General features: G+C 59.2%; 21 protein-coding genes and 1 pseudogene. All 22 read right to left on the bottom strand.

The window, feature by feature from the left end; all coding sequences use genetic code 11:
* Positions 1-195 precede the first annotated feature (195 nt).
* Positions 196-726 carry a hypothetical protein gene (locus ASE04_RS24555; RefSeq protein WP_056824149.1) on the bottom strand — a complete coding sequence of 177 codons (531 nt, stop codon included), beginning with the start codon at positions 724-726 and terminating at the stop codon, positions 196-198.
* On the bottom strand, positions 726-1,091 hold the full coding sequence (locus ASE04_RS24550) for a hypothetical protein (RefSeq protein ID WP_056824146.1): 366 nt from the start codon (positions 1,089-1,091) through the stop codon (positions 726-728). Before ASE04_RS24550 ends, ASE04_RS24555 begins: the two co-directional genes overlap by 1 nt.
* Positions 1,092-1,108: 17 nt before the next feature.
* Complete coding sequence (locus tag ASE04_RS24545; RefSeq protein WP_056824143.1) at positions 1,109-1,675, bottom strand: rod-binding protein; 567 nt, start codon at positions 1,673-1,675, stop codon at positions 1,109-1,111.
* A 32-nt stretch (positions 1,676-1,707) separates the two neighbouring features.
* Complete coding sequence (locus ASE04_RS24540; RefSeq protein ID WP_056824140.1) at positions 1,708-2,121, bottom strand: hypothetical protein; 414 nt, start codon at positions 2,119-2,121, stop codon at positions 1,708-1,710.
* 4 nt (positions 2,122-2,125) lie between these two features.
* Entirely contained in the window at positions 2,126-2,878 is a 753-nt protein-coding gene (gene fliR, locus ASE04_RS24535) for a flagellar biosynthetic protein FliR (protein ID WP_056824137.1), read from the bottom strand.
* A complete protein-coding gene (gene flhA, locus ASE04_RS24530) occupies positions 2,875-4,962 on the bottom strand; it encodes a flagellar biosynthesis protein FlhA (protein ID WP_056824134.1) in 2,088 nt (695 codons plus the stop codon). The genes fliR and flhA overlap by 4 nt, the downstream gene beginning before the upstream one ends.
* 87 nt (positions 4,963-5,049) lie before the next feature.
* Complete coding sequence (fliQ, locus tag ASE04_RS24525; protein ID WP_056824131.1) at positions 5,050-5,316, bottom strand: flagellar biosynthesis protein FliQ; 267 nt, start codon at positions 5,314-5,316, stop codon at positions 5,050-5,052.
* Between the two features lie 69 nt (positions 5,317-5,385).
* Positions 5,386-5,823 (bottom strand): flagellar hook assembly protein FlgD, encoded by a 438-nt coding sequence (flgD, locus tag ASE04_RS24520; RefSeq protein WP_056824129.1) that lies wholly within the window; start codon positions 5,821-5,823, stop codon positions 5,386-5,388.
* The gene (flbT, locus tag ASE04_RS24515) at positions 5,814-6,263 is read right to left on the bottom strand and encodes a flagellar biosynthesis repressor FlbT (RefSeq protein ID WP_056824126.1); all 450 of its coding nucleotides are present in this window, start codon (positions 6,261-6,263) and stop codon (positions 5,814-5,816) included. Before flbT ends, flgD begins: the two co-directional genes overlap by 10 nt.
* On the bottom strand, positions 6,260-6,607 hold the full coding sequence (gene flaF / locus ASE04_RS24510) for a flagellar biosynthesis regulator FlaF (RefSeq protein ID WP_056824123.1): 348 nt from the start codon (positions 6,605-6,607) through the stop codon (positions 6,260-6,262). Before flaF ends, flbT begins: the two co-directional genes overlap by 4 nt.
* Positions 6,608-6,643: 36 nt before the next feature.
* The gene (locus tag ASE04_RS24505) at positions 6,644-7,690 is read right to left on the bottom strand and encodes a flagellar hook-associated family protein (RefSeq protein WP_056824121.1); all 1,047 of its coding nucleotides are present in this window, start codon (positions 7,688-7,690) and stop codon (positions 6,644-6,646) included.
* Between the two features lie 3 nt (positions 7,691-7,693).
* A complete protein-coding gene (gene flgK / locus ASE04_RS24500) occupies positions 7,694-9,163 on the bottom strand; it encodes a flagellar hook-associated protein FlgK (protein WP_056824118.1) in 1,470 nt (489 codons plus the stop codon).
* Positions 9,164-9,181: 18 nt separating this feature from the next.
* On the bottom strand, positions 9,182-10,465 hold the full coding sequence (locus ASE04_RS24495) for a flagellar hook protein FlgE (RefSeq protein ID WP_056824115.1): 1,284 nt from the start codon (positions 10,463-10,465) through the stop codon (positions 9,182-9,184).
* A gap of 129 nt (positions 10,466-10,594) precedes the next feature.
* Entirely contained in the window at positions 10,595-11,266 is a 672-nt protein-coding gene (rem, locus tag ASE04_RS24490; RefSeq protein WP_056824113.1) for a transcriptional activator Rem, read from the bottom strand.
* A 282-nt stretch (positions 11,267-11,548) separates the two neighbouring features.
* Positions 11,549-12,133: a transglycosylase SLT domain-containing protein gene (locus ASE04_RS24485; RefSeq protein WP_200960772.1), complete on the bottom strand. Its 585-nt coding sequence runs from the start codon at positions 12,131-12,133 to the stop codon at positions 11,549-11,551.
* Positions 12,054-13,451: a flagellar hook-length control protein FliK gene (gene fliK, locus ASE04_RS24480; protein WP_056824109.1), complete on the bottom strand. Its 1,398-nt coding sequence runs from the start codon at positions 13,449-13,451 to the stop codon at positions 12,054-12,056. The genes ASE04_RS24485 and fliK overlap by 80 nt, the downstream gene beginning before the upstream one ends.
* Position 13,452: 1 nt before the next feature.
* Positions 13,453-14,751 (bottom strand): chemotaxis protein MotC, encoded by a 1,299-nt coding sequence (gene motC / locus ASE04_RS24475; protein WP_056824106.1) that lies wholly within the window; start codon positions 14,749-14,751, stop codon positions 13,453-13,455.
* Between the two features lie 3 nt (positions 14,752-14,754).
* Entirely contained in the window at positions 14,755-16,026 is a 1,272-nt protein-coding gene (locus ASE04_RS24470; protein WP_056824103.1) for a MotB family protein, read from the bottom strand.
* Positions 16,023-16,658 (bottom strand): hypothetical protein, encoded by a 636-nt coding sequence (locus ASE04_RS24465; RefSeq protein WP_056825703.1) that lies wholly within the window; start codon positions 16,656-16,658, stop codon positions 16,023-16,025. The genes ASE04_RS24470 and ASE04_RS24465 overlap by 4 nt, the downstream gene beginning before the upstream one ends.
* A 164-nt stretch (positions 16,659-16,822) precedes the next feature.
* Positions 16,823-17,788, bottom strand: a complete 966-nt coding sequence (locus ASE04_RS24460) for a flagellin N-terminal helical domain-containing protein (RefSeq protein WP_056824100.1) — start codon at positions 17,786-17,788, stop codon at positions 16,823-16,825.
* A gap of 289 nt (positions 17,789-18,077) precedes the next feature.
* Entirely contained in the window at positions 18,078-18,986 is a 909-nt protein-coding gene (locus ASE04_RS24455; protein ID WP_056825701.1) for a flagellin N-terminal helical domain-containing protein, read from the bottom strand.
* 256 nt (positions 18,987-19,242) lie between these two features.
* A pseudogene (locus ASE04_RS32295) lies at positions 19,243-19,347 on the bottom strand (flagellin); the annotation flags it as partial.

The raw sequence follows: 19,347 nt of genomic DNA, 5'->3' as shown, positions 1-19,347 counted from the left end.
CATTCGTCGAGCATCCCGGGGACAAGAGACAAGTGCCTGGGATGCCAACGCGAGCCCATCAGGGAAGTTTATAGCAGGCGCGTTTCAAGCAACCTTTAGAAAAACCCTTTGAATTCTCTGGCAGAAATCAGGAAATCATTAACCAAGCCGGCGCGAACAAGCAAAAACGGCGCCCGAAGGCGCCGTTGAAGGCTGCTATTCCGTTGCTGGATCCTTCACAGGTTCCGGAGGGACGACATTGACCGGCTTCACCGTCTTCTTCTGCTGCCCGGACGCGTTGGCCGCGACTTCAGCCTTGGAAAGGTAATCGAGCTGCTCGAGCATGACCTGGGCGATGTATTCACCGCCGAGATGCTCGTTCATGTCCTTCTTGATCATTTCGCGGAAGGCCTGCGGATCGAACGACTTCATGTTGCCGACATCGACCATCTTGTTGCCGACGAGCAGGGTGAAGAGTTCATCCGTGGTCATCTCGGTCAACGGCAACGAAGCGCCCTTGACCATTTCCTTGTTCATCATGAACGACACTTTTCCCAGGAAGTAGCCCGCGACAGCGCCGTCCTTGACGACCGGTATCGTGATCGACTCGCCCTTCACAAGTTCCAATTGCGTCTGCTTGGAGGTCTCAGGCGCGGCTGCCGGCGCCGTCGCCATGTGCACCGAGAAATAGACCGATGCCAGCGTGATCGCGCAGACCCAGATGCCTGTGAGAACGAGTTTGATCATCAGTGGTCACGCAATGCGAATTGCTCTTGAGAATAGGTACCGTCCGCGTCGGCATCCTGAACGGCGTTCTTCAGAAGATCGGCAACCGTGCGGACGGCTTCCAGGTGCGCTTCGACGCGACGAGCGTTCAAAGCGAGTTTCTTCTTCAGGCCATGCAGCTGATCGAGATGCGAAGCAGCGAGCTCCTTGGGATCGGTATCCCGGAACAGCATCGACAGTTCGTACAGGCAACGGCTCTTGTGCGCGTTCGAGACCTTGAGATCGAACTGCGGATCGTTGCCGATGCGCGTGTTCTCGTTGTCGATGATCATTTCAAGGCGTCCAAGAACCGATTTGATCCGGTATTCGTTCGAGATTATTTCCATTTTTGTCCTCGATTGTCTCAGGCGTCGTTGCTGGTTTTGTTATCGGCGGTCGTCGTGCCGAATGTCTTGCGCTGGAATTCGTCGACCATGCTCATCGCAACCTTCCGATCGTCCTGATCGGTCGATGCGTTGACCACCTTGCCTTCCTGCTTGCGCAAGGCGTCGTGATAGAGCTGCTTGGCGACGCCGATGCCGTCGCCCTGAGAAATGACGTTGCCGAGCTGCTCGGCCATCATGCCCTTCCAGATGTCACCGGTGGCACCTTTGCCGTAAACGTCTTCGCTCTCGTTCGGCAGCATGTTCTTGATGAAGTTCTGCAACACCATCGATTCGAACTTGCGATAGGTATCTGGAACCTTCTCCGAGGAGGTGGCTCGATTCTTCGTATCGCTCAGACCGGTCTTGCTGGTCGCGCGATCGAGAATGTCGACAGCGGAGGTGAAGCCATTGCCTGCTTCCGCAAGGCTGTTTGCCGCGAAAGCCGCCTGGTTTGCCTTCAGTTTTTCCTGGGCCGCCTGGACTTCGAGCGGGTCAGCCGCCTTGACGACATCCAGGACCAGATCACTCGGAGGTGAAATAGCCAAGTCACAATCCTCTTGATTTAAGATCGTGACGATTATGGTTTTTGAAGCTTGCTGGAGGCTGGCGTACCGAATTTTTGATCGATGATATCATAGACTGCGTTGTCGTCGGCTTCCCGGCGCTCGGCATCGAGGGCTTCCTTCATGCCCTCCTCCAGGCGGTCGCCCTTGGCGCGCTCCTGCCGGGCGCGCATCTCGTGGACCTCCTGCATGCCGGTCAGCTGCTTGTCCTTGATGCCGAGCCGGTTGAACCGATCGGCATAGCCCTGGGAAAAAGCACTGTGCACGGGGTCGAGCGATCCCAGCGCCTGGATGACGACGTCCATCTGCTCGTTGACTTCGGCACGCTGGCGGCTCGTTTCGGCGAGGTCGTGTTCGGCCATCTGCTCAAGATGACGCTGGACCGCCACGAGGCGCTTCAGCTTCTGCGACCGGGTTTGCTCAGCCATCCCCTCACCTTCCGATAAAGACTGTGGCGAACGACTGTCCGAACTGGCTGATCAGGGCCGCGACCGAGAAATAGAACAGGAAAAGGCCGCCAAGCAGCAGATAGGGTGTCGAGATGAAGTAGACCGGGATCTGCGGCGCCAGCTTGTTGATGAAGCCGATCGCAATGTTGAAGAGCAGACCGTAGATCAGGAACGGACTTGCCAGCCGGAGCATGATGTAGGTCGTGTTGGACAGCGTATCGGTGAACGAAATCAACGTGCTGCGCATCTGCATCATGCCGCCGAAGGGCATCGAAGTGTAGGAATCGATAAGCGCCCGGAAAACAATGTGATGGAAGTCCATCATGAAGAGAATCATCATGCCGGCAAAGGTGACAAAGCCGGACAAGGCGCTTTCAGACGTATCTTCGAACACATCCTGTGCGCTCGGCTGGGAATAGCCGATCATCATGGCGAGAATGCTCGCGGCGAACTGAAGGCCAAGCGTGTAGAGACGCGCGAGCATTCCATACATCGCGCCGATCAGCGATTCGCTGAAAATGAAGCCGATATAAGTGGCACTGGACGTGTGGACGGCCGGATAGACCGTATCCCAGAGAACCGGCAACACCGAAAGAGAAAGCGCCCCAGCCATGAAAACCCGTAGTACCTGCGGCACGCGGGCCGACGAAAAGCCAGGCATTACAAGCACGCAGCCACCGATCCTGCAGAAAATCAGGAACAGCGCAAGGACGGTCCCTTGCGGGTCAGTTATCATGAAATAGAGCCCAAAATCTTTATCTCGATGCCCTTGGCAAGTTCGACATGTGAGAGAACCGGCAGCGTTGCGAACAGCCGCTCGACGATCATGCGAACATAGGACCGTGTTTCAGGCGAGGTGACAAGGGCGAAAGGCAGACCGCGATCCATGAATTCACGGATAACTTCGGTGGCCTGCTCGCTGAACTCTTCGAGCAGCCGCGGATCGATGTCGAATTCGACGACTTCGCCCTTGTTGTCGCGCTTGAGAGCCTGATGGAAGGCGAGGTCCCACTTGCTGCCGAGTCGCAGGACGCGCAGCACGCCGTTGTCAGCCAGATCGCCGCACAACTGCTGCGCCATGCGAACGCGAACGTGTTCCACGATCTGCTCGGTCTTGCGCACATGCGGCGCCAGTTCGGCTACGGCTTCGAGGATGAGATGCAGATTGCGGATGGAAACACGCTCGGCGAGAAGCAGCTTGAGCACCGCCTGCAGACCCGAGTAGGACATGTGCGAAGTGCAGATCTCGTCCGCGAGCTTCTTGTATTCCGGGTCCAGGCGATCGATCAGGACCTTCACATCCTTGTACGACAGCAGCGCCGGCAAGTTGTTGCGAATGACTTCGCTCATATGCGTCAGAACGACCGAAACGTTGTCGATCGGCTGGAAGCCTTCGCGCTTCAAATCTTCCGAGAATGCTTCGAGGATCGATACCGCCGGCATGCCGAACGCGGGTTCGCGAATTTCGTCGCCCGGTATGCTCGGACGGCGACCGGAACCGGTGACGACGAGAACTTCGCCGACGCGCAGCATGTTGGAAGCGATCGTCGTGCCGTGGACGCGGATCTGATAGGACTTTTCCGGAATGGCGATGTCGTCGGTGACCTTGATCTCCGGCACAACGAAGCCGTACTGCGTGGCGAACTTCTTGCGCATCTTGCCGACGCGGAAGGCCAGCTCCTGATGAGCGCCGAGGAGCCGCGTCGAGACCATCTTGCCAAGCGCAAGCTCGATTTCCGAGGTACGCAGGACCGACTTGACCGAGTCCTTCTCGAGTTCCTTGTTCTGGACGACCTTCTTTTCTTCCTGCTCGCGACGCGCCTTGTTCTCGGCCTCGACCTGACGGGGGATGAACCAGCTGCCGAAAGCAAGCAGGCCGCCAAGGGACATGAAGGGCACGAACGGCAGACCCGGCATCAGGGCGAGAATGACCATCAGCACGGCGGAGACCGACAGCGCGCGCGGGTATCCGCTCAGCTGATCGACGACGGCCTTGTCGGTCGAGCCGACGTTGCCGCCGCGCGAAACGAGAAGGCCCGCTGCCAGCGAAACGATGAGGGCCGGCATCTGCGATACGAGGCCGTCACCGACGGAGAGCTTGACGAATACGTCGGCGGCCTGGCCGATCGGCATGCCGTGGCGGAAGTAGCCGATGATGATGCCGCCGAAGACGTTGATCGCGGTAATCATCAAGCCGGCGATCGCATCGCCGCGCACGAACTTGGAAGCACCGTCCATCGCACCGAAGAAGGAGCTTTCTTCCTCGAGCTCCCGACGGCGGCGCTGGGCTTCCTTCTCGTCGATGATGCCGGCCGAAAGGTCGGCGTCGATCGACATCTGCTTGCCTGGGATCGCGTCTAGGGTGAAACGCGCGCCGACTTCCGCGATACGCGTCGCACCCTTGGTGATAACGATGAAGTTGATGGTGATCAGAATGAGGAAGACGATCAAACCGATGACGAAGTCGCCGGACATGACCAGGTTCGCAAAGCCGGCGATGACGCCGCCGGCGGCGTCATGCCCCTCGTTGCCGTGAGACAGGATCACGCGCGTCGTCGCGATGTTCAGCGACAGTCGCGTCATCGTGGCGATCAGCAGAATGGTCGGAAAGGACGAGAATTCGAGCGGCCTCTGAATCCACAGCGCGACCATCAGGATCAACACCGAGAACGCGATCGAGAATGCCAGTCCCAAATCGATCAGGAACGGCGGGATCGGCAGGAAGAGCACGCAGATGATGACGATGATGCCCATCGCAAAGCCGACATCGCGCAGATTGGGGCCGGACTTCGGAAGGGGGAGTGCAGGTGGTTGCGCCATGTCGATTCCATCTCTTCATGAGAGGAGTGGGCATGATGCCCACCATTCGGATCGACTGTTAAATGGCGAAGCTTGCGCGAGGGTGGCTCAGAAGCCAGACTGAATGCGCGAGAATACCAGATTGGTAAAGATCGAAATCTGCGATCCGACGAACGGCGCGGAAATGCCGATGGTCACCAGAACCGCGACGATCTTAGGCACGAATGTCAGCGTTGCTTCCTGCACCTGCGTCAGCGCCTGGAACAGGGCAATGACCAGGCCGACCACCATGGCAGCGCCAACGGCCGGTCCGGCTGAAACGAGGACGGTCCAGATCGCGGCCTGGAACATATCGAGTGCATCAGCTTCATTCATCAGGCAACCTCATATCGCCTTTCGGTCCGCCCCAACCGGGTCGGACCGTTGTGTTCAATCGTTTGCAGCTCAGCCAGACGTCGACGTGTCGGCCGGTGCGGAATCAGACAGAGTGATTCCCGCCTGTACGAGGATACTACCCCCATCCGTCGTCGTAGCAATGATGCCATCGGAATAAACCTTGACCGAAGCAACCGTGCCTTTGACGGTGCCGTCGGCGCTGGTCATGTATTTGCCGATATAGCTGCTGCCCTGCGTCAGGCTCGAGCTTGCCAGCAGGCTGTCCAGCTTGGTGTTCGTCTGGATGGTCTGCTCAACCTGCGAGAAGCTGGCAAGCTGAGACATCTGCTCGCTGGCGTCGACCGGGTCCGTCGGATCCTGGTTTTTCATCTGCGCGATCAGCAGCTGAAGGAAGTTGTCGTAGTTCAGCGTCGCGGACTGCTGCGCGCTCGACGTGCTCGACGAGGACGAGGTGCTGGACGTGCTGGAAACGCCACTTACCGCCATGGTGCAATCTCCTTGCGAATCTGCTCGACCATGGTCGGCGGCATTTCGTGATTGTTGAGGATGCCGTCTTCGATCGTATAAAGGCCGCGAATAGCCTTGAGGGCGTCGAACGCGCGTCCGGTCGACACGAGACCGTCGATACGCTTCAGCTCAGCCAGAACTTCCTCGTTGCGGAAGCAGCTCAGAAGCATGGTGATCGACTTGCGGAACATCGTGGTGGATTGTTCCTTGCCTTCCGGATTGATGAGGATCATCTGCGCGATGAAGTAAAGCTGGCGCAGAGGCGTCGTCGCATCTTCCGGCTGGAGAACGTGGTTTTCGAGGAGGAACGTGACATCATTCAGGAATTCCAGCGCGACCTTCCGGTCGACGCGCAAAACCGCACCATTGATGAAGATCTTTTCCCCGGCTTTAAGCGATATGCGAAGTGTACTTTTCATTTAAGTCCATCCCTGATGATGGTGGTAACGTCAATGATGCCTTGGTAATTCGTCGATAGGCGCCGCCTGATCCGATCGCATTCCTTCAAAATCCAGATAGCGATCGAAATCAGATTTGCCCGTAGCTGTATTTCAAGCTGGTTGTCCGGATGCTTGAGGTCTTCGATGAAACTTACCCAAACACGCCGGGTGTAGAACAATGCATCGATGGCCTCACGGCTGTACTTCTCTTTGTCCCTCGCAATCGAGAGCAGTTCGATCGACCGATCGAGGACTTGACGCTCCCGCTCCTTCGCGTCGGCCACCGAGTCCTGCATGACCTCGGCATAAGAGAACTGATACATTCATGCATCCTTCTTTGTATTTCTAACCTTTGATCATCAAAGGTAATTCACGAGGCTCAACTGCTGAATTTTCGATACGATCGTGTAAGCGGTTTCGAGCTGAGTCTGGAGCGTATTGACGAGGGTCGAGGCTTCAGAGGTATCGACCCCCTGAAGATCGACAAGCTTGTTTTGAATAATGCTCGACTGAGCATCTAGCGCGTCGTTTGCTTTTTCAACGCGCTCCTGTGACAGGCCGAGCTGGCTGGCCTGGCCGACGATGCCCGTTGTCGCCTGTGCGGCATAGCCGATCGCCTTGGAGGTCACTTTACCCAGTGCGTCAGCACTGATGCCCTGGCCGGCGAGAGCCGAAACCGTGATCGAAGCCATTGCAAAATAGCGCATGCCTTCGGAGTTCGAGTTCGTCGATGAGGTCACGACTTCCGAGCTGCCGATGCGGCTGGTCATGTTCTGGCTGGAAGCGCTCGACCAACCGGTCGTCGGATCAGTCCAGTTTGCCTCGGAGAACATTGGCTCGACCGTGCCGGTGATGAAGGTTTCCATCTCCGTACCGGTGAGGTCGCCGACCGTCTTACCGAGTCCGGTCGCGTAGGTACCGAGTGCCGCCGTGATGTTGGCGGTTACGGCAGCCGACTGGTCCTTCAACGGCTGCACATCGGTGTTGATGCCGGAGAACAGGTATTCGCCGTTCAGCATGGTGTTGCCGGTGTCCATGAGCTGCGACAGCGCGTCGCCCGCGGACTGTATGGCCACCGTGATGCTGGTCTTGTCCTGGCTGCCCTGAAGCGCGGTAAGCTTGGAAACCAGCGCATCGCCCGTCGTCTTCATTTTGTCGAGGCCGAGCTGCGAGGCTTCAAGCCGCGCTGAAACGACGGAGTTGCTGCCCTTCAGAGCTTTGATACGGCTGACTTCGGCCGTGAAGTTGACGCTCTTGGCGGCGCCCGAACCCAGCGACGCACCGATATCCGCGTAAACGCCGGTGGTTGCCTCGAGCGATGCCTTGACCAGCTGCTTCTGCGATTGATTGATCGTCAACCGCATGGCGTTCTGGATGGCTGAACTGGAGATAAATGAACTCTTCATGGCTTAACTCGCTATGTCCAGCAATGACTTCAACATCTCGTCGACCGCATTGAGAATCTTCGTGGCCGCCTTGTAGGACTGTTCGATATCGAGCAGCAGCGTCAGCTCTTCGTCGAGGTTGACGCCGGTCTCGTTGGAATAAGCTTCCGTGGAGCGCGAGAGCGCTGCGGAGGTGTTTTCAGACGCAGTGGTTGCGTCGCTGCGATACTGCTCAAGCCAGCCGAGCGAATTCGACGCATAGCTGAGAATGTTGACGTTCGACGACAGGCCCGCATCCGACGAGAAGGTCTGCGCGGTGTTCATCTTCGTGTAGAGCGCGTCGAGATTGTCTGAGAAGCCGCTGCTGTTGTTCGTGTTCAGGTTCGTCAATCCGGTGATCGAACCGTCACGCAGCTTCATCGGGTCACCGCCCTGGTTGGTGATGACCGCGGTGTTGACCGAGATCGTCGCCGAAATTCCCGCGATCACGTCAGGCGTGGTCGGAACGTCGCCGTCGACACCCGCCGAAGTCTTCCATACGAACAGGCCCGGAGCTGTCGTTGCCGGCGTACCGCCGTCGCTTTCCGAGAACATGGAAACGAGTGACTTGGCAATTTCGTCGAGCTGCGCCTGGAAGGTCGGCGCGATGTCGTCGCGAACCTGCAGAAGCGACTGCAGGCTTCCCTGCGATGACGTCGTTGATCCCGTTCCGCTCGCCAGCAGGACGCCGTCGATGTAGACGCCGTTGCCCTTGGTCTGCGCGGTGTAGGTATCCTGCGCGACGAAGGTTACGGTGCGCGGGATCGTGTCGAAGACGACTGTGCCATCGGTCGTGTAGAGCGCCATATCGCCGTTGGTGCGATCGACCGCGTTCACGCCGACGATGGACGAGATCTGCTTGAGGATCTTGTCGCGCTCATCGAGTGCGTCGTTGGCGTTTCCGCCTGTCGCCGTCGCGCTCTTGACCGCATCGTTCGCGGTCTTGAACTGCGTAAGAAGCGTATTCAGGGTCGAGACCTGCGTCCCGATCTCCTTGTCCGCACCCTGACGAACCGCCTGGACCGACTTCGAGGCGTTGTTCAGCGAGTTCGCAACGTCCTGCGCGGCGGTCACCGCGCTCTGCGCGGCGATCGTGCTGCTGGGAGAGGTACGGAAAGCCTGGAGCTTTTCCTGGAATGTGGAGAGGTAGGTCGCCGGCGACGTCTCGTAATCGTTGCCGCCCATGATCGACTTCAGATCGGTCAGGCCGGACAGCAGGGTCTGCTGTCCGCTGTCCTGCGCACTGGCCTTCAGCCATTGCCGCATCAGTGCGTCTTCCTGGGCGCGGCTGATCGTTACGACCTGCGCTCCATTCAGAGACGTCGTGATCATCGCCTGACGGCGCACGTAGTCGCTGTTGCTGGAGTTCGAGATATTGTTCGATACCACACTGCTCTGAGTGCCGGTATTGTTGAATATGCTCTGTGCCGTATTCAGTGCCGAAGTAAGCGACATGGCTACCCGTACCTTACATTATCTCTTGAGGTTGACGAGCACGTCCATGATGTCGGAGCCCGTCTGGAAGACCTTGGAATTGGCGGTGTAGCTGCGCTGCGATTCGATCATCTCGGTCAGCTCGCCGGCGAGGTCGACGTTCGAGCTTTCCATCGCGCCCGACTGGATCAGGCCGAAGCCGTTGGTCTGCGGGAAACCCGTGACCGTAACGCCCGACTGACCGTTGGCGCTGTAGACGTTGCCGCTCATCAGCGTCAGATTATCCGGGCTGGCGACGGTCGCGAGCGGAACACGGTAAACCGGCTTGGACGTGCCATCCGAGTACTTGGCATAAACCGTGCCGTCCTTGTCGATCGTTACGCTCTTGACCGGGCTGGCTGCCTGGCCATTCGGCGTACCCTTGCCGGAGAATTCGGACGCGAGCTGCGTAAAGCCGCTCACATCCATGTCGATCGAACCGCCCGTGACGGTATCGGTGATCGTCAGCGAGCCGGTTGAAGTCATCTGGCCGTTGAGGTCGAAGTCCAGCGTGGCAGAGCCGACAGCGGCAGACGAGTAAGGGAATGAAGACGTGCCACCGGTAGCGGCGTCCGCGTGTCTGTAAACGGCGACTTCCCAGCTTCCCGACGTCGTTGCGGTCGCACCGGCGGTCTTGGTGAAGTAGAAGTCGTACTGAACCGTGTTGCCGAGCTTGTCGTAGCCGACCATCGACATCTGCTTGGTGTCGCTGGTGACCGAAGTGGAGTTGTCGAGCGGCGTGTCGGTCGTTGCCGTGTCCACAAGCTTGGCGTTCGAATTCAGGTTGCCCGAGAAATTGCCGGTCGTCGATTCAATCGCGGTCAGGCCGGACTGGTTCACGTTGATCGGAACGAGGCCGGAGAAGCCGTTGACGACGACAGCGGGTGAGCCGGCATCGTAGGAATAGCCCATCAGCGTGAAGCCGGCCGAGTTGACCAGGTTACCCTGATCGTCGGTCGTGAAATCACCAGCGCGGGTCAGGACCGGTGTGCCGTCGGCGCTCTGCACGATGAAGAAACCATCACCTGAGATCGCCAGATTGTAGCCCGAGGTCGTGTAGGAAATGTCGCCCTGTTCGGAAACGGACTGGCGAACCGAGGTCTGAACGCCGCCGGAGTTGTAGTTACCGGCCGTGGAAGGGAGCACCAGCGAAGAGAAGGCGGTAGAGACGGCCTTGTAGCCCGTCGTGTTAGCGTTCGCGATGTTGTCCGCGACTGTGCTCAGGCGGTTTGCCTGTGCGTTCATGCCGGACACTGCCGTCTTCATGCTGCCGAAAATGCTCATCTGAAAACCTCGATTCCCTTGGTAGGCTTAAGAGTATTTGCCGGGCCTTGCGTGAAGCTGTCTGGCAATCGGCAGCTTCTGAAATAGGGGCGGCACATTTGCCGCACGTCAGCCCTAGCCTTTAAAAAATCAATTCCAATCAATGCAGTAGCCAAGGAAGCGCTTGGAATCGACCGGATCGACGCCGAGCTTCTTGCGCAGCTTTTTGCGAAGCTTCGAAATGTGGCTTTCAACGACGTTTTCTTCGACTTCTTCATCGAAGATTCCGTAGATGGCGTTGAAGATCTGGGTCTTCGTGACGCGGCGACCGCGGTTTGCGATCAAATACTCCAGGATGCGGCGCTCGCGGCGCGGCAGGGCGAAAACCTCGCCATGGATCTCAGGATCGCGACCATCGGAGAAAACCCGGATCCCGCCGATGTCCGTGTGGCTTGAGATCGCCTTGAGGCGACGGCGAATGGCCGCTGCGCGAGCAAGGATCTCGCGGGGATGCACGGGCTTGCGCACCACGTCGTCAACGCCGCAATCAAAAAGCGCCAGCGTGTTTTCAAGCGACGGCTGGTCGCTCACCGCAATAACCGGAGCCTGCGTGCGATCGCGTATTGCACGCGGCAGCTCGAAGGTCTGCTGACCCTGTCCGATCAAAAAGGCTTCGACGGCCGCGATATCCGAGTCCGCAGCCGTTTGAACCCATTCCCCGAACTCTTTCGGGTCAAATCCTGTAGAGGGAATTCCTTCCCTTCCGAAAAGTGATGTGTAGCCATCCTTCACGAGCTCACGCTCATCAACCACTACGATCATTCGTCCGCCTCCGAATCACTTGTGGCACCTCGATGACCTATGGGTACGAATCGCAGGATTCCGGGACAAGGTGTAGGAACTCACAGGCGGAAATTAATAATTGATTAAGAACTGGGTCCCGATTTGATCTACATGTAGTGGGTGCAGAAAGTTATTCACACAAATCTTTCGTGGAAAAGTTAACGCCTGGTTAAAAGTGACTTGCCTTGCCACATTGTGGCGGATTCTCGCCACATTATGTCACATTTCTGATTTGTTCTATTTTCGCTATTTCTGATTGAGTCATGCCTTACAGAAATTGCTCGCATTCGGAGTCCATTTTCCGTAGCCCGTCGCGACCAGATTTGCGATCACCCGGCAGACATACTGCTTCTGCGCGGGATCATTGTTCGGCCCTGCGTGATAGCGGGCGACCGCCATGGTCCAGGTCTCGTGCCGATCGTGAAGATTGCGCAAGAATTTGGCCGCGTACTCCACGTTCCGGCGCGGGTCGAACATCTCCTCGGTCGAGTGGAAATTCTCACCGTGGTAGAACTGGTTGATCTGCATGCAGCCGACGTCGATTAGCTTCGCACCGGATTTTCGGGCAACGGCGAACTGCTGCAGTGCCGCGTTTTCGGACGGGGGGAAGAACGCCTTCCCCTCGATGTTGAGGGCATATGGATAAAGCGATCCCCTGCGGCCGGTTTCCGTCAGCCCCACGGAATAGAGTATCCCTTCGGGGATGCCGTACTTGAGGGCTGCCGATTGGATCTCCTGCTCGCAGGCGCCGTCGCTGGCCGCCGCGCTAGAGGTAGACGCCGCCAGTGCTGCTGCCGCCAGCGGCGCCAGAAGAAGCGCCTTCAACGCCGCTTTCACCTGCATCATTAAAGCCTCCGGTATTGCGCTGAGCCTGTTGGTTCTGCCGCTCCTGCGCCTCGCCGCCCTGCCCCTGGGCGAAGGCCTGCTGCTGCGATCCGCCATTCTGCGTGCTCGCCTGGCCGGCGTCAGACGCAGGCGTCGGCGCCATGCTGATGGTCACGCTGTCGACGGCGTAGCCCTGTGCGCGCAGCGCCTCCAGCATCTTGCCATGATCGTCCTTGAGCTGCCGGTAGGCGGCTCCGGTGGATACCTTCAGATCGACGTTCAGTGCGTCGCCCTGGAGGCGCAGCGTGGCTGTCACCAGACCGAGATCGATCGGGTTCATCTGGATCTTCAGCGTGTTGACGACCTTGCCGGTGCTGCCCAACTCGGCCGCGTTCGAAAGCGACGAGCTTGCCTGCATCGCATGCGCCCATTCGGAATCGCCGGAGATAGCGGCCGTCACCGCCGCGGAGTTGGTGTTCTGCGCGAGGCCTATGAAGCGCCGGGAATCTAGAACGGTTACGGTGTCGACGGAAGCTTTTCCGCCAGCTTCACCGGCATCCTTCTCGATGCCGAGATGCATATCCATGGACGCAGCGCGGTTATCTGCCCGCGTCAATCGGAAGGTCTGCTGGCTGGTGTCCGTCGTATCCGTCGGCAACTCGACCTCATCCGTGCTGGTCGATTTCGCCGTCAGGGCACCGACGTCGGCAATGACGTCATCCTTCGTGCGCCCAGCGTCCTTTTCCTTCGGGTCGATGGTCGATCCGCCGGCGGCCTTCTGACCTGCCAGCACGGATGCGTCAGCGAGAACCGATGTCGGGCTGGCCGATTGGGTCTGCTTCAGCAGGCTCAGCACGTCGGAAGCGGCGCTGTCATCATCGGCCGCGTCCTTGCTTTCAGACTTTGCCGGCTTGCCGCCGGCTTTCGTCTCGTGCTCATCACCAAGCTTCAGATCGGCTTCGGCATCCTTGTCGCTCGCGGCGCGCTTGCCCGTTTTTCCGTCAGCCTTGCCCGTCTTCGGGATGTCTTTGTCGATGACGATGGCCTTCGTCGTTTCTGGCTGCACCTCGGCCTGGGCGGCAAGCGACGCGTCGTTGAGATCGATGACCGGGCGGGCCGTAGGGCGATTGCTCGTACTCGCCGCTGCGGTGTCATTCGGATTCTGGGCATTTGCAGTCTGGCCGCTGGCCGTACCGCTATCCTGGCGGTTCGCGCCGCCGGCCTTGTTCAAGACGTCGGAGAAACCGCTGTTTCCGTCTGCGGCGCCCTTGCCGGTCGGACGACCGGATGTGACGGCGTCCGCGCCAGGAGCGCCTGCAGAAACACTGATGTCCACCATGTCAGTTGCTTTCTTTGTTCAAAAGGCCATCGATCTCATCGAGCTTCGATCGACTTGACGTGACAAATGAGCTGAATGAAGGGTCGGCATCCTGTGGGCCCCCTGCAGTCGCTCCGCTCGCCGATGCCGTGTCTCCGATAACAGGCTCGGGCGCCGCCTCGGAGGGCGCCTGCGGATCAGTCGCGGCCTGTTCAGAAGTCATTTCTTGCCCGCTAGATTTAGGGGCCGTGGCTTGCGTCAGGCTTGCCGGGTCCGGCGGAGTAAGTACCTGTTCTGCCACAGCTCTTGCGGCCGCCCTCAACGCCTTGTCTCGCGGCGACAGGTCGGTGTCGGGGATCGTGCTGATGTCCTTGGCCGCAGTGTCGATCTTGTCGGTCGGGATAGCCGCCATGCCACCATAGAAGTCCGCCAAGGCACCGAAAGCGTTGCTGGCGTTGCCGGCCAGCGACTGCGCTTTGCCCGCCGCCATGCGCGCCAGCTCGCCCTTGCCCGAAATGGCCGCGGCGCGCGCGATGCGCAGATAGACCTCGCGCTGTCGCGCCTCATCCATGAAGGAGAGAATGTCGATGACGTCGTTCGGCTTTACCTGATGATCGTGCTCGACCAGCAGCCTTACGAAAAGATCGGCGAACTGGCTTGCATAGGGCGAATGCAGGAAGCGGCGCACATAACGCTGGGAATAGTCCAGCCCCTTGTCGACCATTCCCGCATCGACGCAGATGGCAACCGAGCGCCGGAGTGCGGCTTCCTCGACGATCGTGCCGGGCGCATTGAGGCGTGCTTCATCGTAGAGCTTGAGCGCTTCGCCCGGGCTCTTCGCAATCGTCACGTTGCCGCCGACGAGCGCGAGATAAGGCCCGATCTTCTTGTCTTTATATTCGTTGGCCGTCTCGACCAGCGTCTTGGCAACCAGCAATCCTTTGCCGCTCAGATATTTGCGCAGCACATCGGTGACGCGATTGTCGAAGTAGCCGTTGACGTCGCGGGCAACCAGGAATTCCAATGTCTGCGGATTGCCGCCGCTCATCGCATAGATTAGCGCCGCATCCACATTCCGGTCATCATCGAACACCGACTGATCGACAGCCCTCAGGCGCTTGTCGATGGTATTCAGCATGAAGCGCTGCATCTCAGCCGCCGAATGATCGCCGAGCACGACCGAGTCCTGCACGAACTGCAGCGAGCGGAGCATCTTGTAGGGGACGATATCTTCCTGCTCTTCCGCGACGGCCGCGACCGGCCCCGCGGTTGCGAGACCGATGAGAAGAGGCAGAAGATAGCGGCGTTGCCGACGACCCATCGATTACCCCTGATCCGCCTGGACGAGAATTTCGATGCGCCGGTTCGTGGCGTTGAACGGGTCGACAACATCCTTGAGCTTGCGATCGGCAAAGCCGGAGACCTGCGAAACCCGCTTCTCTTCAACGCCTCCGCGTACCAGCATGTAATAGGCCGCCTGAGCGCGATCCATCGACAGGCGCCAGTTCTCGTTCTCGCCCTTGTACTGCCGGCCATCCGTATGGCCGCGGATCACAACGGCGCCAGGCTTGCCCTTGAGCACCTCGCCGATCTTCTCCATTGCCAGTACCATTTCCTTGCGCGGCACGGCCGAGCCCACGTTGAACATGGAATCTTCGCTCTGATCCGACAGGCTGACGAGCAGACCGCCCTCGGCCGGCGTCACTGTCAGACCTTCCGCGAGCTTCCCGGCAACACCGGTGATCTGCTTGGCGATCTCGGCCTGCAGATCCTTCGCCTGCTGCTGCTCCTCGGCCGCCTTCTGCTCTTCGGTCATCTGCTCGTTTTCGATGCCGTCCTTGTCGAGCTTCTTCGCCGCCGCCTCGTTGGGCTTGGTCTCGGATTTCTCGGCCTGTTCCTTTTCGGCCGGCGTCTCGTTTTCCGGCTTCTGCAGCTCGGCCTTCGCGACCTCCGTCGAGGCTTCCGCCGGATCGGCGAGCGTATCGCTTGCCGCCGGCTGCGATTTGTCGGCGTGCGTTACCTGAACCTGCTTCGTCCAGAAATCGGGATCGAAGGGATCGCGGTAGGCTTCGCCGCCATCGGCACCTGTGGCCGGCCCTGAGTCGGCAGCACCGCCCTCGCCCTTGGCGCTGACGTTTGCCTGCTGGCCGACTTCCTGTGCGATCTCGGCGAGAACGGAATAGGGGTTTTCGAAGAAGTCGGCTTCCGAGTAGTTGGTCTGGTCACCGGAGGTCGAGGTCTGATCTTCGCCCGTCGCCGCTGCGGCGCCATTGTTCGGCTGATCTTCCTTTTCCTTCGATTTATCCTGCTTCTCTTCGCCGTCCGCCTGCTCGACCGGCTTCTTCAGCCCCTTTTCGGTCGGCTTCTCGTCGGCGAGCTTGATCGGATTGAAATAGGTCGCGACGGAGGCCTTCGTCTCCTCGTTCGCCGCGTTGACAAGCCACATGACGAGGAAGAACGCCATCAAAGCGGTCATGAAGTCGGCATAGGCAATTTTCCACGCACCGCCATGCGAGCCTTCGTGATCACCACCACCATGCCGCTTGATGATGATGACCTCGTTCTTGCCGTGGTGATGGTTTTCGCTGTCACTCATTCCAGAACTTTCTTCAAGCTCGCGGCCCAGGCCGACATGCGGGTCATCAGAACCGCATCGCCGAATTCGGCAGTCAAATCGATATCCGTCGTCTCATGGTGGCGGACAACGCCGGCATGCTCTCCGAGCGCTGTGCGCAGCGTCTCGAAAAGCGCGGTCGGTCCCTTCACCACCACAGCACCAGCCTCACCGGCTCCGATTGCCGTGCGCAATTCGGCTGCGAGCTCGAGTGCCGCCTTATGCGACAAAACCTCGGTCATGACCGGCGCCAGCGCCTTCGTCACGGCGGCACTGACGAGATCGGCGAGCTCGTTCGAAATCGCCAGCATGCCTGACGCGATCAGGCTGGCCACCTCATTCTCATAGTGGCTTCGAAGCTCTTCGATCTCGCGCTGATGCACTTCAGCGACGGTCTGCGCCTCAAGCTCGTATTTCTCGGCGAGCGCCGCGGTTCCCTCTGCGTGACCGTGGTCATACGCTTCGCGCCGCAGAGATTCCGGATCCAGCGTCGGCTCGGTCTCGACATCCGCCTGGCTGGTAAAGTCCTCGGTGAAATCGAAGGTGTCGACGGTCGGCGCCACCACGACGGGCTCGCCGAAGTCCTTTAGGTAACGAGAAAGCAGAGCACTCACCGAAACCACCTCGTCTCTGCAGAAACCTGCGACATGCCGCGCCCTACTCTGAATCCGCCACCGCACCGGCGCCGATCGCGCCTGTGCCATTCTGGTTCGACCCTAGGAAGCCAAACTTGTGCGAGGATGAAGGGGGCGGCCGGCGTGGTCCGCAACCGACCACCCTATTGCAGCAGGATCATCACCTTGCTTGCCGCGGTATTCAGAATAGAGATTGCCTGAACGCCCATCTGCTGCTGCGTCTCCAGCGCCTTCTGGCGGGTCGAGGCCTCGTCCATGTCCGTATCGACAAGAGCGCCGACGCCCTTGTCGATCAGGTCGGACAGATTGGCGGTGTAATCAACGCGGTCGCTGATTCGAGCGCTCATCGTTCCGAGGCCGGCCGCCGTCGTCGTCAGGGACGAGAGCATGGAATCAATCACCGACAGCATGTCCGAGATCTGGTCGTCGGTGGTGTTGGAGTCGAGCTTGATTTCGGTGCCGCTCGCGCCGGTGGTCGAGCCGGCGTCCAGCAGGTAATAGTCTCTGGCCGTCGAGCTGCCATCCGGGTTCAGCGTGTTGGCGTCGATCGACTTGGTCAGGAGACCGCGGCTGGCGTCCTGCGTGTCGATCATTACCGCCTGATCCGACGGATAGCTGATGAGCTGCGGCTGGAATTCACCGCTGCTGCCCCGCGTAAAGCCGCCGATGACGCTGCGCGACGTCGGCATGCTGGTGTCCTGGTTCAGCAACCAGTTCTCGCCGGCGATGTTGGTCGTCGTGACCGTCGTCTTCATCTGGTTCTTCAGCTCGGTCAGCGTCGTGTTGAGCTTGTCCTTGTCAACGCCGGCTTCCTTGGCCGTGACGAGCGTCGTGCGGATATCTCCGAGCTGGTCGATCAGGCTGTCCATCGCGGTGTAGGCCGTGTCGACCTTCGAGGCGCCAACGCCGAGAGCATCATGGATGTTCTGGAGAGAGCTGCTGTCGGACCGCAATACACTGGCGAACGACCAGTAGGTCGCGTCGTCAGCGGCGGTCTCCACCCGGTATCCCGAGGAAACCTGCTGCTGTGTGGTCGCAGCTTCCTTGTTGATGATGCGCAGTGCGGCCAGCGCATTTACCTGCGCGCTACTCGTGATCTTGTAGGTCATATTCTGGCTCTAAAATAGGGAACGGGACAAGGCCGGAGACCGGCAGCGACTGACCTGGCGTCATGCCCCGGCCAGCTTTCCTGTACCGGTTTGTCGCTTAGACAAATCAATTATTAAGCGAGGTTAACCAAGCAACGCAGCCTGCGCAAGACCTCGAAAATCGCCTGCGCAAGCCTCGCGCAATCTTGAATATTGCTTCAAAAACAACGGGAAAGCCGCACCAAGGGATGCGGCTTTCTGGATCGGCTCAAGTGGCGGCCGGATAACGCTAGAGAGGAGCTTGGCCGTCTTAGCCCTTGAACAGGGTGAGGACGTTCTGAGCGCTGCTGTTGGCGATCGAGAGCGACTGGATCGCAAGCTGCTGCTGCGTCTGGAGCGCGGTCAGCTTGCTCGATTCCTCTTCCATATCGGCATCCACGAGGCGGCCGACGCCCGAGTCGATGGAGTCGCTGAGGTTCGAAACGAAGCTTTCCTGCAGGTCGATACGGGTGGAAATCGAACCGAGCTGCGAGGCCGCCTTCGTCATCGCCTTGATGCCGGATTCAACCGTGGTCAGGGCGCTGTTGATCGCTTCGGTGCTGAAGGTGCTGATGTTCATTCCGTAGATCGAACCGACCGTGCCGGTTGCGGTTCCGAGAATGCCGCTTGCGGTGTCGATGCCGCCCGAACCGTCGCCGCCGAAGAGAACGTTGCCCATCGAGGTATCGTCGAGCACGTATTCGGTGGTCTGCACGGAGACCTGACCGTTGGCATCGCGGATGAAGGACGAGACGACGCTCTTCGTGGTGTTGCCGGCAACCCAGTTTTCACCGGAGAAGGAGGCCGACTGGGCGACGCTCAGAAGCTGCTGCTGCAGCTGGGAGATTTCGTCCTGGACCTTCGCCTTGTCGACGCCCTTTTCGGTTGCCGCGACGATCTTGGCCTTGATCTCGCTGACGATGTCGATTGCGCTGTCCATGGCCGAATAGGCCGTGTCGACCTTGGCGGCACCGAGGCCGAGGGCGTCGGAGACGGCCGACAGTGCCTTGTTATCGGAGCGCATGGTGGTTGCGATGGACCAATAGGCCGCATTGTCCTTGGCCTCAGCGACACGATAACCGGACGAAACGCGGTTCTGTGTGTCCTCGAGGTTGGAGTTGATGCTGCGCAGCGTCTGGAGTGCAGACATTGCGGCGACATTGGTCAAAATGCTGGTCATGAAAAAGCGCCCCTCAATGGCAAGAATAAAAAGGGACATTCCGGTCCGCGCCGGGAACGGTGGATCAGCGTCATGCCTGCTAACCGCTTCTTAAGCTTGGTTAACATACCGTTTCGTTGGCGCTAGAAAACATAACTATAGTTAACGAGTGGTTAACGGGCATAAAAAAAGCCACGCTCGGGGAGCGTGGCTTGTCTTGGAAGCCGCCGGAGACCGGCGGCCATGTTCTCGATAAATACCTGATAAACTTTTCTTATTAGCCGCGGAACAGCTGCAGGATGTTCTGCGAAGAAGAGTTAGCGATCGACAGCGACTGGATCGCCAGCGACTGCTGCGTCTGCAGGGCCGTCAGCTTCGAAGA

It is taken from the genome of Rhizobium sp. Root708 (genome assembly GCF_001429725.1).
Taxonomy (GTDB): Bacteria; Pseudomonadota; Alphaproteobacteria; order Rhizobiales; family Rhizobiaceae; genus Rhizobium.
This window is presented reverse-complemented; position numbering and strand designations above follow the sequence as displayed.